At 65.3% G+C, this 12,996-nt stretch carries 12 protein-coding genes, 2 tRNA genes and 2 pseudogenes (2 of these 16 only partly in view); 7 read left to right on the top strand and 9 right to left on the bottom strand.

From position 1 onward, the window contains the following. Positions 1-1,134: pseudogene (locus ACFE99_RS06870) on the bottom strand (carboxyl transferase domain-containing protein); it reaches 418 nt to the left of the window's first position. An 84-nt stretch (positions 1,135-1,218) separates the two neighbouring features. Here ACFE99_RS06870 and ACFE99_RS06865 point away from each other — a divergent pair. After that, a complete protein-coding gene (locus tag ACFE99_RS06865; RefSeq protein WP_375483676.1) occupies positions 1,219-1,860 on the top strand; it encodes a TetR/AcrR family transcriptional regulator in 642 nt (213 codons plus the stop codon). Positions 1,861-1,960: 100 nt separating this feature from the next. Further along, complete coding sequence (locus ACFE99_RS06860) at positions 1,961-2,725, top strand: MmpS family transport accessory protein (RefSeq protein WP_375483674.1); 765 nt, start codon at positions 1,961-1,963, stop codon at positions 2,723-2,725. A 36-nt stretch (positions 2,726-2,761) separates the two neighbouring features. Here ACFE99_RS06860 and ACFE99_RS06855 read toward each other — a convergent pair whose 3' ends face one another. After that, positions 2,762-4,078 (bottom strand): MFS transporter, encoded by a 1,317-nt coding sequence (locus ACFE99_RS06855; protein WP_375483672.1) that lies wholly within the window; start codon positions 4,076-4,078, stop codon positions 2,762-2,764. A 91-nt stretch (positions 4,079-4,169) separates the two neighbouring features. Here ACFE99_RS06855 and cmrA point away from each other — a divergent pair, with 91 nt between their 5' ends. Continuing rightward, entirely contained in the window at positions 4,170-4,973 is an 804-nt protein-coding gene (gene cmrA, locus ACFE99_RS06850) for a mycolate reductase (protein WP_375483670.1), read from the top strand. A 4-nt stretch (positions 4,974-4,977) separates the two neighbouring features. On the opposite strand, the gene ACFE99_RS06845 is transcribed toward cmrA, so the two are convergent. Continuing rightward, positions 4,978-6,558, bottom strand: coding sequence for a helicase HerA-like domain-containing protein (locus ACFE99_RS06845; RefSeq protein ID WP_375483668.1), 1,581 nt, complete (start codon positions 6,556-6,558; stop codon positions 4,978-4,980). A 111-nt stretch (positions 6,559-6,669) separates the two neighbouring features. Between ACFE99_RS06845 and orn the strand changes: the two genes are divergently transcribed. Beyond that, the gene (gene orn / locus ACFE99_RS06840; protein WP_375483704.1) at positions 6,670-7,317 is read left to right on the top strand and encodes an oligoribonuclease; all 648 of its coding nucleotides are present in this window, start codon (positions 6,670-6,672) and stop codon (positions 7,315-7,317) included. 49 nt (positions 7,318-7,366) lie between these two features. Then, positions 7,367-7,442, top strand: a tRNA-His gene (locus ACFE99_RS06835). 224 nt (positions 7,443-7,666) lie between these two features. Here ACFE99_RS06835 and ACFE99_RS06830 read toward each other — a convergent pair. Beyond that, complete coding sequence (locus ACFE99_RS06830) at positions 7,667-8,182, bottom strand: hypothetical protein (protein WP_375483666.1); 516 nt, start codon at positions 8,180-8,182, stop codon at positions 7,667-7,669. 180 nt (positions 8,183-8,362) lie between these two features. Continuing rightward, the gene (locus tag ACFE99_RS06825) at positions 8,363-9,592 is read right to left on the bottom strand and encodes an Ig-like domain-containing protein (RefSeq protein ID WP_375483663.1); all 1,230 of its coding nucleotides are present in this window, start codon (positions 9,590-9,592) and stop codon (positions 8,363-8,365) included. Positions 9,593-9,744: 152 nt separating this feature from the next. Between ACFE99_RS06825 and ACFE99_RS06820 the strand changes: the two genes are divergently transcribed. Further along, positions 9,745-9,817 (top strand) — tRNA-Lys (locus tag ACFE99_RS06820). Positions 9,818-9,860: 43 nt separating this feature from the next. Here the strand turns inward: ACFE99_RS06820 and ACFE99_RS06815 are convergent. Next, positions 9,861-10,088, bottom strand: a complete 228-nt coding sequence (locus ACFE99_RS06815; protein WP_375483702.1) for a DUF3618 domain-containing protein — start codon at positions 10,086-10,088, stop codon at positions 9,861-9,863. Between the two features lie 118 nt (positions 10,089-10,206). Between ACFE99_RS06815 and bcp the strand changes: the two genes are divergently transcribed. Further along, positions 10,207-10,680, top strand: a complete 474-nt coding sequence (bcp, locus tag ACFE99_RS06810) for a thioredoxin-dependent thiol peroxidase (protein WP_375483661.1) — start codon at positions 10,207-10,209, stop codon at positions 10,678-10,680. Positions 10,681-10,739: 59 nt separating this feature from the next. On the opposite strand, the gene ACFE99_RS06805 is transcribed toward bcp, so the two are convergent. The 3 genes and pseudogenes from ACFE99_RS06805 to ACFE99_RS06795 all read right to left on the bottom strand — a co-directional run. Further along, positions 10,740-12,077 carry a dipeptidase gene (locus ACFE99_RS06805; protein WP_375483659.1) on the bottom strand — a complete coding sequence of 446 codons (1,338 nt, stop codon included), beginning with the start codon at positions 12,075-12,077 and terminating at the stop codon, positions 10,740-10,742. Positions 12,078-12,120: 43 nt separating this feature from the next. After that, entirely contained in the window at positions 12,121-12,513 is a 393-nt protein-coding gene (locus tag ACFE99_RS06800) for a holo-ACP synthase (RefSeq protein ID WP_375483657.1), read from the bottom strand. Positions 12,514-12,587: 74 nt separating this feature from the next. Beyond that, positions 12,588-12,996 (bottom strand): annotated as a pseudogene (locus ACFE99_RS06795) (beta-ketoacyl synthase N-terminal-like domain-containing protein) (its annotated part continues 2,725 nt past the right edge of the window); the annotation flags it as partial.

The raw sequence follows: 12,996 nt of genomic DNA, 5'->3' as shown, positions 1-12,996 counted from the left end.
CCCGCCGGCCTCGTAATCACGGCCTACCATGAAGCCGGAGATGTTCTGCAAGAACAGCAGCGGCACCATGCGTTTGTCGCACAGCTCGATGAAATGCGCTCCCTTGAGGGCTGATTCGGAGAACAGGACACCGTTGTTTGCGACGATGCCGACGGGGTGGCCGTGGATGCGGCCGAATCCGGTGACCAGCGTGCTGCCGTAGTCGGCCTTGAATTCGCTGAATTCGCCGCCGTCAACCAGGCGGGTGATGACCTCGTGCACGTCGTAGGGAATCCGCGGGTCGACAGGAACGACGTCGTAGAGCTCGGTCTGGTCGGCGATCGGATCCACCGTCGGCGACACATCCCACGGCCGCGGTTCACGCGGACCTAACGTCGACACGATCCGGCGCACGATACGCAACGCATCACGGTCGTCGTGCGCGAGATGGTCTGTGACACCAGAGATCTTGGAGTGCAGATCTCCCCCGCCCAGATCCTCTGCGCTGACCACCTCGCCGGTGGCGGCCTTCACCAGCGGCGGACCGCCAAGAAAGATGGTGCCCTGGTTGCGGACGATCACTGCCTCGTCGCTCATCGCCGGCACGTAGGCTCCGCCGGCCGTGCATGAGCCGAGCACGGCCGCGATCTGCGGGATACCCTCGGCGCTGAGCTTGGCCTGGTTGTAGAAGATGCGCCCGAAATGCTCCCGGTCGGGAAAGACCTCGTCTTGACGTGGCAAAAACGCGCCACCGGAGTCGACGAGATAGATGCAGGGCAGCCGGTTCTGCCCGGCGATCTCTTGGGCCCGCAGGTGTTTTTTGACGGTTATCGGGTAGTACGTACCGCCTTTGACCGTGGCGTCGTTGGCCACGATCATGCATTCGCGCCCCGACACCCTGCCGATCCCCGTGATGATCCCGGCACCGGGGCACTCGTCGTCATACATCCCGTCCGCGGCCAGCGGCGCCACTTCCAGGAACGGACTGCCAGCATCGAGCAGGCCGTCAACCCGGTCGCGTGGCAACAGTTTGCCGCGGCCGACATGACGGGCGCGGGCGCGTTCCGGCCCTCCGAGAGCTGCCGCCGCCAGCTTGTCGCGCAGCTGTGCCACCAACGCGCGGTGCGCGTCGCGGTTCGCCGCCGGTGAAGTCATTTCCTGCCAATCGGGTTAATCACGACTAACCCGTGCTATGTTAGTGAGGATTAACCGAAGTGTCCAGACTCGACGGAGGCGGCCATGGCAGCATCGGCCTCCGCCGGCCACCGCGAGGCCCCCAATCGCCGCAGTCAGCTCAAGTCCGATCGGCGTTCGCAACTGCTGGCCGCGGCGGAACGATTGTTTGCCGAGCGCGGCTTCCTGGCGGTGCGCTTAGAGGACATCGGCGCTGCCGCGGGGGTCAGCGGTCCGGCGATCTACCGCCACTTCCCCAACAAAGAGTCACTGCTGGTCGAGTTGCTGGTCGGGATCAGCACCCGGCTGCTTGCCGGTGCCCGCGATGTGACGTCGCGGCACTCCGATCCCGCTGAGGCGCTCGCCGGCCTGATCGACTTCCACCTCGACTTTGCCTTGGGCGAACCAGATCTCATCCGCATCCAGGACCGAGACCTGGCGCATCTGCCCGCGACGGCCGAGCGGCAGGTGCGCCGGGCTCAGCGGCAATACGTCGAAGTCTGGGTAGGGGTGCTGCGTCAGCGAAACCCCGGGCTAGCCGAGGCCGACGCACGGTTGATGGCCCACGCGGTATTCGGATTGCTGAACTCCACACCGCACAGCATGAAGCCCCTCAACAATTTGCGCGCCAAGCCGGCGCGGGCGGCGCGGGCACGCGCTGTCATGCGGGCGATGACGCTCGCTGCGCTGGGCACCGGCGATCGATAGCGCCCGGCCGCTCCGTCAACGGCCGGCGGTCCTCGGCGACCACCAGCACATCAGCGACCGGCAGTGATGCTGCAGGTACCCTGCAACCCATGAGGTGGGCATGACCGATCCGCGTCGACCCGGGTGGTACCCGAATCCGGCTGGGCGAGAGACCGAGCCGACCCGACCGCTGGGCACCCCGTATCAGCCGTCAACCAGCCCGACCGGCGCGAACCAGCCGCCCTACGCGCCCGGGTACGTGCCGGCGCACGGTCCGAACCTGACCGAGTCCCATCCGACGGAGCGTTTGCCCCAGTACTGGCTGCACGGCCAACCGCCCGACGCAGACGGGATCCCTCCCGGCGATGGTCCACCGCCGGAGCGGCCGAAGTCACCGCGCTGGCTGTGGATCGTCGCCGGCGCGGCGGTGCTGCTCGTCGTTGCGCTGGTGATCGCACTGGTGATCGCCAACGGCTCGGCAAAGAACGCGACCGTCGTGCCGCCCCTGCCCGCGATGCCGGGGTCCAGCACCCCGGCATCGAAGTCGGCGTCATCGACCACGTCGGCACCGTCGAGCAGCACGTCACCTACGAGCACCTCCGGCGCGACAACCAGCGCCACCGCGGCACAGACGGTGGTCTACAGCGTTACCGGGCAAGGACATGCGATCAGCATCACCTACGTCGACGACGGCGGTGTCCGGCAGACCGAGTTCAATGTGGTGCTGCCCTGGACGAAAGAAGTCAGCCTATCGTCGGCCCAAGACACGGCCAACGTGACGATCGTCAACATCGGCCACGACGTCACCTGCTCGGTCACAGTGGGCGGAGTCCAGGTCCGTCAACGCACGGGGGTGGGTTTCACCGTGTGCGACGCGGCGGGCTGACGTTTCGATTGCCCGGCTGAACACCGTGTTGCGTGGCTAGGCCTCGTTGTGTCGCGGCGCACGTACCAGCAGCATGGCCAGCAGCCCGGTGCCCAGGACCACACACAAGCCCCCCATACCGGCACGAACGGCGTGAAATGCGTCGACGAAGAGCGAAAACAGCCAGGGCGCGAGAAATGACACCGCCCGGCCCGTCATCGTGTACAGGCCGAAGGCGACGCCCTCCTTGCCGTCACGCGACATCCTCAGCAGCAAGGTGCGGGCCGACGACTGCGCCGGTCCGATAAACAGGCACAGCGACAACCCGCACACCCAGAACGCGAGCGGGCCGGACAACGTCATCAACGTGAGCCCCATCGTGACGATCGCGGCGAGCGATCCCACGATCACCGGCTTGGAGCCGACCCGGTCGTCGAACAGACCGCCCAGTACCGCTCCGCACGCAGCGACAACGCTGGCCGCGACGCCGAACACCAGCACGTTGGCCTGCGAGATGCCGTACACGTTGACTCCGAGCACGGCGCCGAACGTGAACACACCTGCCAGCCCATCCCGGAACACAGCGCTGGCCAGCAGAAAGTAGACGAGGTTGCGGTCGCGACGCCATTCGACGGTGATGTCTGACCACAGCTTGCGATAGCCGGTCAACAAACCACCCGCCGGGTGAGACGTCTCCACGGACGCCGGCAGTCGGTGGGCAGTGAGCAGCAATGGCAGCGCGAACATCGCGAGCCAGCCGGCGGTCAGCAGCATCGCGGCCCGCACGTTCCAACCGTCGTGGGTCGATAGGTGCAGCAAGCCGCGGGTGTTGCCGGAACCGGAGATAAATCCCAGGTACACGATCAGCAGCAGGACGACACTGCCGACATAGCCTGCTGCCCAGCCGAAACCGGAAATGCGGCCGGAGGTTTGAGTAGTCGAAAGTTGGCGCAGCATCGCGTTGTAGGGGACGCTGGCAACGTCGCCGCATGCCGCTGTCGCCGCGAGCAGCACCAGCCCGGGCAACAAATAGCTGGGCTGGTCCCGGATCAAACTCATAGCAGCGGTGAGCGTGACCGCGATGCCGGTGAGCATCGTCAACGCCAGACGACGTCGACGCGGCGCCTCCACCCACACTCCAACAAGGGGTGCCAGTACCGCGATCGTGAATCCGGCGACGGTCAGCGCGCGCCCCAGCCAACTCGCCGGTGGCGTTCCACCGGGCATGCCGTGGCCGACGCTGCCGGTCAGATAGACCGAGAATACGAACGTCACCACAATCGCGCTGAGACCAGTACCACCGCAGTCCCACAGTGCCCACGCCAGCACCCGTGATCGCTCGGCTGTGCGCGACGCCGGCGCCGGGCTGCTCATGCTCGGACTTTAGCTTCATGGGCCGCCGACCCGCCTCGCCCGGCTTCGCCGCGCTCGCGATCGGCTCGGATGCGTTGTCTACGCTTGCCGCATGCCTGTACCTGCCCCCAGCCCCGACGCACGCGCTGTTGTCACCGGAGCTTCGCAAAACATCGGTGAAGCGCTGGCCACGGAGCTGGCCGCGCGGGGACACAACCTGATCGTCACGGCGCGCCGGGAGGACATCCTCAACAGCCTGGCCGCCCATCTGACCGAAAAGTACGGGGTAACGGTCGACGTTCGGCCGGCTGATCTGACCGATGCTGCCGACCGGGCCAAGCTGTGCGACGAGCTGGCTACCCGCACCATCTCGATCCTGTGCGCCAACGCGGGCACCGCCACGTTCGGCCCCGTAGCGACGTTGGACCCCGCCGGCGAGAAGGCGCAAGTACAGCTCAACGTCCTTGGGGTGCATGACCTCACCCTGGCGGTGTTGGGTGGCATGGTTGAGCGCCGGTCCGGCGGCATCCTGATTTCCGGTTCGGCCGCAGGCAATTCGCCGATTCCGTACAACGCCACCTATGCGGCCAGCAAGGCGTTCGTCAACACATTCAGTGAGTCGTTGCGCGGCGAACTGCGCGGCTCCGGCGTGCATGTCACCCTGCTGGCGCCGGGCCCGGTGCGCACCGACCTACCGGATCCGGCTGAAGCGTCGCTGGTCGACAGGTTGGTGCCGGATTTCCTGTGGATCTCGACTGAGCACACCGCCCGTCTTTCGCTGGATGCCTTGGCGCGCAATAAGATGCGCGTCGTTCCGGGGTTGACGTCCAAGGCGATGTCGGTGGCCAGCCAGTACGCCCCACGCGCCATCGTCGCGCCGATCGTCGGCAGCTTCTACAAGAAGCTGGGCGGATAACCCGTTATCGGCGCCGGCGACCGGTGCCCATCATGCCGCGGGTGACTTCGCGGCCCATAGCAGTGCCCGCCGAGCGTGCGAAGCTCTTGGCCGCCGGGCTTGAGAAGACGTCTTTCCACCACCGAAGAAAGCGCTTCCACCTGCTAAGCCGCTCGGGCTCGGATGCTGGCATCGGTTTGCGCTTGCCCTCCGGCTGCGCTGACTCGGCCTGTGGCCGTTTGGCTTTCAGCATCTCATAGGCCGACTCTCGGTCAATCGTCTGACCGTATTCGGCTTGCAGCGGGCTGGCCGTGGCCGCCTCTTTGATCGCGTCTGCGCCGATCGCGGCCATCAACGACCGCGGCACCCGCATCCGCGTCCACGCCACCGGAGTGGGCGCCCCCTTCTCCGAAAGCACCGTGACGATCGCCTCGCCGATACCCAGCGATGTCAGCGCCGATTCCAGTTCGTAGAGATCGGTTTTCGGGTAGGTGCGCACGGTTTTGGTGAGCGCCTTCTGGTCATCCGGGGTGAACGCCCGCAGGGCGTGCTGGATGCGTGCACCCAGCTGGGATAGCACGTCGTTCGGGATATCCGTCGGCAACTGGGTACAGAGATAGACGCCCACGCCCCGCGAGCGAATCAGCTTGACGGTTTGCTCCACTTGCTCTAGGAACGCCTTCGAGGCGCCGGTGAACAGCAGGTGAGCCTCGTCGAACACGAATACGAGCTTGGGTTTGTCGACATCGCCGACCTCCGGCAAATGCGTAAACAGATCTGCCAACACCCACATCAAGAACGTGGAGAACATCACCGGCCGTGCGGCCTGGTCCCCCAGCTCGAGCAGCGAGACGATGCCACGGCCGTGGTCGTCGACGCGCAGCAGGTCTTCGGGTTTGAGCTCCGGTTCGCCGAAAAACGTGGCCGCGCCTTCTGATTCGAGATTGACCAATGCCCGTAGGATGACGCCGGCTGTCGATGCGGACACGCCGCCGAGAGCTTTCAGCTCCGATTTACCCTCGTCGCTGGTCAGGTGGCTGATGACTTCACGCAAGTCCTTCAGATCCAGCAGCGGAAGTTCCTTCTGATCGGCCCAGTAGAAGATCAGCCCGAGCGTCGATTCCTGGGTAGCATTGAGTCCCAACACCTTTGACAGCAAGATGGGACCGAAGCTGGAGATGGTTGCGCGTACCGGGACACCGATGCCCGTCGATCCCAGCGACAGGAATTCCACCGGGAAAGCAGTCGGTGCCCAGTCGTCGCCGGTTTCCTTCGCGCGGGCGGTGATCTTATCGTTGGGCTCACCGGGCCGGGCCAGTCCTGAGAGGTCGCCCTTGACGTCGGCCATCAGCACCGGCACGCCCGCGGCAGACAACTGTTCGGCGATCAGCTGCAAGGTCTTGGTCTTACCGGTGCCAGTGGCACCGGCCACCAGGCCATGCCGGTTGACGGTAGCCAACGGGATGCGGACCTGGGCGCTCGGGTCGGCGTTGCCGTCCACGACGACCGTGCCTAGCTCGAGGGCCCGTCCTTCGACGGCATAGCCCGATGCGATCTGTTGTGCAGGGTTCTTCGCCGACCCACCCGGTTTCGACTCAGAGCTCATGGCGCCAGTCCTCTCGCTACTGATCCCGGCAGAGCATGACACTACTGGGTGTCCGGCCTTGCCGGGGCGGCTGCGGTACCCCCCGGCTACGGTGGGCTTACTGTGAGCGCTGTGCGAGACGAACTGGTGTGGATCGACTGCGAGATGACCGGCCTCGATCTGCGCTCGGACAAGCTGATCGAGATCGCGGTCCTGGTCACCGACGGCGAGCTGAACGTTCTCGGCGACGGCATTGACGTGGTGATTCACGCCGATGATGCCGCATTGTCGTCGATGATCGAGGTCGTCAACGACATGCACGCCCGCTCCGGCCTCATCGACGAGGTGCGGGCCTCCACGATCGACGTGGCCACGGCCGAGACCATGGTGCTCGACTACATCCGCGAACACGTCAAGCAGCCCCGCACGGCGCCGTTGGCGGGCAATTCGATTGCCACCGACCGCGGGTTCATCGCCCGCGACATGCCTGCGCTGGACTCCTTTCTGCATTACCGGATGATCGACGTGAGCACGATCAAAGAGTTGTGCCGACGTTGGTATCCCCGCATCTATTACGGGCAGCCCACCAAGGGCCTGGCCCACCGCGCGCTCGCCGACATTCAGGAGTCGATCCGCGAACTGCAGTTCTATCGGCGTACCGCGTTCGTGCCCCCGCCGGGGCCTTCTACCAGCGACATCGCCGCGGTGGCCGCCGAACTTGGCGGTGTGACGGACATCGCGAAGGAAATCGATTCGGCCGCCGACCGCCCGAGCGGTTAGTATCGACGTCGCCGCCCATCGGCCCGCGAGGACCGGGTCAGCGGCGATGGTGAGTGTAGTTCAGTTGGTAGAGCACCAGGTTGTGATCCTGGATGTCGCGGGTTCGAGTCCCGTCACTCACCCCACCGGTCAGAGGGTGTTTTCACCCTCACCTTTTACTTTGTCGGTATCCCCTGCACACTTAGGCGACAAAACACCTCGCTGCTAGCGATGTTACAGGTTTAGACATCGGCGTTTCAGATCCGCACTCACGGGTGCAGATTCGCACATCCGCGCGGAATAGGGCTGACGGTCAGGCCTTTGCAGTGCTCCTATCCGGCCGAGGGAACCACTTCGCCCTAACTTCGCCTTAGTTGGCCCTGGCTTCCGCCTTAAGCCGCAGCCGGATCGCTCGCGCCCGCGCCTCGAGGGCAAGGGCTTCGGCTTCGGCGGCCAAGGCTTCGGCGGCTCTTGCCTCGGCTTCCAACTCCAGTCGCGGCCGAATAAATTCGGTGCCGGCGTCGCGCTCAGCCGAGACCAGGCGCTTCATCAGGTCCAGCTTCGGAGCGGCTGCCACCACAACACCCGGGCCGTTCGGCTCGGCCAAGGTCCTCGCATGCTCGGCCAGTGCCCTCGGGTGTTCTGCGCGCTGTTGGTGGTTCCGCTTGTCTGCGACGGCCGCTATTTGCGTCCGTTGCTCACCCTCTGTCTGGCCCCTGTTGTATAGATCCATCACGATTAAAGCCACGGCGGCGAGCACCAATAGCGCGCCGAACACGAACGGGTACGCGACCACCGAGGCTATGCCGACGAGGGTGGCAGGCACTGCCAACGAGGCCGCGGCGTGCGGATGCCGATCGATTAGGCTGACGATCCGCGCCGGCACCGTGGACGCCTTGGCGGCCCAAGTATGCCGATCCGGCCAACTAATTCGCGCAGACCACAAGGACCACATGGATAACTCTCGTTTGCGGAGATACTGGCGGCTAAGCGTACTCCCACAGCCGCAAGTCGGTGGGCTAATCGCTCGCGCGGTCTAGCTTTCGCGTATTCCCGTCACTCACCGCTAACGAGCGGCACTGTCCGCCTTGGCGTTGCCGGCGTGCCACTGGTCCCACGGGATATTCCAGTCGCCGAGCCCTTCCGTGCCCGACAGCGTCGGGCCAACCGTATTGATGACCTGCACGACGTCGCCGCGCTTGGTGTGGTCGTAGAACCAGATGGCGTTGCTGGGGCTGACGTTGATACAACCGTGGCTGGTGTTGCTGTGACCCTGGGCGCCTACCGACCACGGCGCGGAGTGCACAAAGACCCCGCTGTAGGAAATCTGGGTGGCCCAGTCGACGTCGGTGCGATATCCGTTGGGCGAGTTGACCGGTACACCGTACGTCGACGAGGCCATGATGATGTGCTTGTAGCGTTCGCCGACAAGGTAGGTGCCGTTGGCCGTCGGGGTGCTGTCCTTGCCCATCGAGATCGGCATGGTCTTGACGACCTCGCCATTGATCCGCACGGTCAGCATCTTGGTGGCGTCGTCGGCGGTGGCAATGACTTCGTCACCGATAGTGAAGTGCGTCTTGAGGTTGTCCTCACCGAATAGCCCGTCGCCCAAGTCGACGCCGTAGGTGTTGACCGCGACGTCGACAGAGGTGCCCGGCTTCCAGAATTGTTTTGGCCGCCAACGTACTTCGCGATTGTTCAGCCAGTAGAAAGCACCTTCGACGGGTGGATTTGTCGTCACCTTGATGGCTTTCTCAGCGGCAGGGCGGTTGGCGATGTTCTCGTCGAACCGGATCGCGACCGGCTGGCCCACACCAACCACTTCGCCATCCAGCGGCACAACGTAGGGCATCGTCGTGTTCTCAGGCGACTGGGTCTCGAAGGTCATCTGGCGGGTGGCGACGCCACCTAGCCCGCGCGCCTTCGCGACGAGCGTGTAGCTCCTGTTGTAGCCGAGCGGCTCGGCAGTCGACCAACGCACCCCGTCCGGACTGAGTTGACCGCTCACCGACCTGCCGTTCTGGTTGACCATGGTGACCTCGGCCAACACGCCGCCCTCGGCGGTAACCGTCACTGGCGCGTCGACAGCGACGCCGACGGCGCCGTCGGTCACCGAAGCGGTCAACTTGGGGACCAGCAAGTCACCGAACGGGGTGCCTTTGTCGAAGATGACCTTCTTCGGGGCGCCGCCGCCGTTGCTGCCGCAGCCGCCCAGGCCCACCACCACAGCCGGGATCACCAGCGCGACCAGCCACGACCGGCGTATACGCGCAGCAGTCACCGAGCGACGTGCCACTACCGTGCTCCCCCTTGCGACCCGATGGAATCTGTAGACTCGGCAGTAGTTTATGGGCACGCGGCGCACGGCGCCGTGTCGCTCCAGCGAATGTCCCGAGATTCGCACCGCGGCGCAGCGCCTGTTATTGTCGCGTTCCTGGAGCAAGCCAAGCGCCGTTAGCTCAGTTGGTAGAGCAGCTGACTCTTAATCAGCGGGTCGGGAGTTCGAGACTCTCACGGCGCACCGAGCGTCACACCAGCCACAGGCGCATTAGCCTAGGTCCGGGTCAGCGGTTCCTGATCCTGCGCACCACCAACACCACGGTTAGCGCCCCGATGCTGACCAAGGAAACCGTCACCACAGGCTTCTTGACGAACGCGATCACCTGGATCTTGACGTCCTCGGCGAGCCGGCGGGGATTTGCCCGCGCCGCGAGAGAGTCCACGGTCGAGGCCAACTGTTCGCGGGCCTGGTCGATCTCCTGCTTGATGGTGTCGGGATCCCGCTCCGCCACTGTCCCCTCCATGTCTTGCCCGTATCGTGGGCACGCTCGCTGAAGTTGCCGTCTTGCCGCACTACCCTAGAGCAGCCGGCACTGCTCCCGGCGCTTCGGTGAACAGAAAGGAAGTTCATTGGCAGACCCCGTGCGCCTCCAACCCGGCGACAAAGCGCCCGCTTTCCGGCTGCCCGACGCCGACGGCAACATGGTGTCGCTCTCCGACTATCGGGGACGCCGCCTCGTCGTGTACTTCTATCCGGCGGCGTCCACACCCGGTTGCACCAAAGAGGCCTGTGACTTCCGCGACAATTTGCGCGACCTCAACGACGCCGGCATCGACGTCGTCGGAATCTCGCCCGACCCACCGCCGAAGCTGGCCAAATTCCGCGATGCCGAAGGGCTCACGTTCCCGCTGCTGTCCGATGCGGATCGCAAGGTGTTGACCGCTTGGGGCGCATACGGGGCCAGGCAGATGTACGGCAAGACTGTGCAGGGCGTCATCCGCTCGACGTTCGTCGTCGACGAGAAAGGCAAGATCGTGCTCGCCCAGTACAACGTCAAGGCCACCGGCCACGTGGCCAAGCTCAGGCGAGACCTCGGCGTGTAAATGCCGATCGCCGAGTGTGCAGCTTGTATGCGCGACTTTGCCGATTTGTCGAGCAGAAGCTACACAGTCGGCGCGGCGAGCATGCCCAGCAGCAGCGCTTCGGCGGCCGCGGCTTTCTCCAGGACACCGAGGTGCACGCTCTCGTTGACGCTGTGCGCCTGCGTTTCTGGATCTTCCATGCCGGTGACGAGGATCTTGGCTTTCGGGAAGGCTGCGGCGAACTCGGCGATGAAGGGTATGGAGCCGCCCATCCCCATCTCGACCGGTTCAGTTCCCCATGCCTGCCGAAAGGCGGACCGCGCGACGTCAAAGACTGGACCGCTGGCATCGATCGCGTAAGGCTGTCCGATTTCGCCGGGCGTCACCGTCACGTGCGCGCCCCACGGGGCATGCTGCTCTAGATGAGCGCGCAACGCCTCCAGGTGCGCAGCGGCGTCACCGCCGGGGGCGACCCGCATGCTGACCTTGGCCCGTGCCCGTGGGATCAACGTGTTCGACGACGCCGCAATGGATGTGGTGTCGATGCCGATCACCGTAATCGCGGGCTTCGCCCATAACCGTTGCGGCACCGAGCCACAGCCTATTTCGCTCACCCCGTTCAGCAGACCAGTCTCCGCCCGGACTCGCTCGGGCGGAAAATCCACTGCTGCGGCAGTGCTTTCGTGGAGCCCGGCGACTGCCACATTGCCGTCGTCGTCGTGCAGGCTGGCCAGCAGTCTGGCTAGCACGCTGACCGCGTCGGGAACCACGCCGCCCCACAGCCCCGAGTGCAGCCCATGGTCGAGGGTCGCAACCTCCACAACGCAGTCGGCCAGACCGCGCAGCGACACCGTCAAAGCCGGGACATCAGTCGTCCAGTTTACGGAATCGGCGATGACAATCACATCGGCGGCGAGCAGGTCACGGTGGGCGGCCAGCAAGCGCCCCAGCGATGGGGATCCAGACTCCTCCTCTCCCTCGACGAACACTGTCACCCCAACCGGCGGTCGACCGTCGTGCGCCCGAAACGCCGCCAAATGCGTTGCGATACCGGCTTTGTCGTCGGCGCTGCCGCGCCCATAGAGCCGGCCGTCGCGTTCAGTCGGCTCGAAAGGTGGCGATTCCCATTGGGCATGATCCCCTTCGGGTTGCACGTCGTGATGGGCATACAGCAGTACCGTGAGCGCGCCGGGCGGCGCTGGATACCGCGCGATGACCGCCGGGGCACCACCCTCGCTGATGATCTGCACATCAGGGAAACCTGCCTGCGACAAGACATCTGCGACCGCCTGCGCGCTGCGATGTACCTCGGGCCGTCGGGTCGGATCGGCCCACACCGATTGGATGCGGATCAGGCTTTCCAGATCGCGGCGCACCGAGGGCAGTATGTCGCGGACGCGTTCGACGAGATCGCTCATGTGGTCGAGGTTAGCCGTGCCGACTAGGACGCAGGCGCTGACGCTACGGCGCTTCCAGGATGGCCACAGCGGCCGCGGTGTCGCCTTCATGGGTCAACGACACGTGAATGGTTACGTCGGCCAGGTGCTTGGCGATCGCGCCGGTCAATCGCACCCGGGGCCGGCCCCACATGTCGGTGACCACCTCGATATCGCGGTGGATGCCTTCCGGCAGCACCGGCCGCTGGGCGAACCGCGACCCCGACCACGCCTTGATCACCGCCTCCTTCGCCGCCCAGCGCGCCGCCAGGTGCCGCGCTGCCGAGGAACTCTTGTCCGAGGCGTCGCGCCGCTCACCGGGAGTGAAGGTCTCGGCGAACACCGTGCCCGGCTGGTCGACCTGTTCGGCGAAATCAGGGATGGAAACCAAGTCGATACCCACTCCGACGATGCTCACGGGCGCCGCTCCTCCTCATTGCTTCGCTCTGCATCGTCGCCGGCGCGCCCATGGGTTGCCCCGCTAACAGATGCTCACGGGAGGTAGACGTCGCCCTCGCCGAGCCTAGCGGCCGCATTCAGCAGCATCGCCGCCTCCTGCGGCTTCTCCGAACCATTGTGGTCGAAGCGGCGGTCAGCCGGCCGCTCGTAGAGCGGTGGGCCGCCGGCTATCGCGGAGACCAGCCGGCGTTGACCGGCCAGCAGACGGGCATCAGCGCGCCGCTGGTAGTCCGCGCGCTGCTCGGCGCTCAGCGCGGCCAAGAACGCCTGCGGATGCACCAGCGCAATCAGACCGGACACATGGCCGAAGCCGAGGCTGGTGATCAGCCCAGCCTTGAGCGGGAACTTCCCGCCAAGCCGCAAGGTGTCGCGCACCCACACGAAATGCTGAGACCCGGCGAGCTCGTCGTCGACGCAATCGAGGCTTCGGTTGGGCGGAATC

The sequence above is a fragment of the uncultured Mycobacterium sp. genome, assembly GCF_964249325.1.
Lineage (GTDB): Bacteria > Actinomycetota > Actinomycetes > Mycobacteriales > Mycobacteriaceae > Mycobacterium.
This window is presented reverse-complemented; position numbering and strand designations above follow the sequence as displayed.